The sequence below is a fragment of the Streptomyces sp. XY431 genome, from assembly GCF_001279805.1.
Lineage (GTDB): Bacteria > Actinomycetota > Actinomycetes > Streptomycetales > Streptomycetaceae > Kitasatospora > Kitasatospora purpeofusca.
On sequence record NZ_LGDO01000272.1, the window covers coordinates 1 to 1,066 of the forward strand.

The following is a 1,066-nucleotide window of genomic DNA, read 5'->3' on the forward strand; positions in this document are numbered from 1 at the left end:
CAGTGACGCGCCGCCACATCCCCGAGGCCCCCCCCGCCCCGACCGCCACCACCAACGCGCTGAAACTCAGCGACCAGGCGGAGAACACCCTGGCGGTCTTGGTCGAGGGACTCGCCCTCCTGGGCCTGTCGGAGGCCGAGGTCCGTCGGCAGTTCGGCAGGTCCCGCCGGGAGCTGCTCCGGGAGTACCGCCAGACGGTGGCCGGAGCGCGGCACCCGGCCTCAACGGTCCTGGCAGAACTCAACGACCTGGCCGACGGCCTACCGCCGGACATGGTGACCGCTCTGCGCGCGATCGAGCAGAGCATGCTCAGTACCTGCGAGCAGTGCCAGCGGGCCGCGGTCCCGCCCCAGCGCAAGGCCGGCGGCCGACCGCAGCGCTACTGCTCGAACGCCTGCCGGCAGAAGGCCTATCGCCAACGCGCCCGGGACCGGCCGACCGACTGACCCGGGTTCCGCCGGGCAGGGCGCTGGCAACCCGGTCGGCGGGTGGCCGCCACACCCCGATGGTGGCCGCCACCCGTCGGCCGGGGCCTCCACCGCCCGGCCCGGCGGAACCCGGGACGAAACGGCCTTGTGACGTCATGACGTCGTTACGCCATGCCGCCACGAGGCCGCTGTCGGCAGCGTTGGGGCGCCATCGAGCCGTGGCACCGGGCAGGCTCGGCGGCCGGTGTGAGGGCTCGGAGCTGAACCTGGGAGGATCTGCGGGCGGCGGGTTGTCCAGGGGCGTTGATCAGCGGACGGGCGGTTTCGCCTCGGGGCGGAACAACGTCCGCGAGCGCGCGGGCGACGTCGCGCTGGCCACGGTCCAGGGCGCGCAGCGCCTCGCCGGCGAGGAAGCGGGCAGTGAGGGCGTCAGTGGTCGCCGCTGGCGGCTGGTCGGGCATCGGCCCTCCGGTGACGGCACGGCACGGTCGGGAGTGCCAACGAGGCCCCCGGGCCCGGGTCACCCGCAGCCGCACGACCCCCGACTCACCGGTATTTTCCGTAACCCCCTCCCGGCTTCCCCCCTACCGGAAAACGCATTCCTCGCCTGTTCACGGGGCAGGGGGAGTCTGTTGGGG

At 73.8% G+C, this 1,066-nt stretch carries 1 pseudogene; it reads left to right on the forward strand.

The window, feature by feature from the left end:
* Nucleotides 1–446: pseudogene (locus ADK60_RS23440) on the forward strand (hypothetical protein); the annotation flags it as partial.
* Nucleotides 447–1,066: the final 620 nt, after the last annotated feature.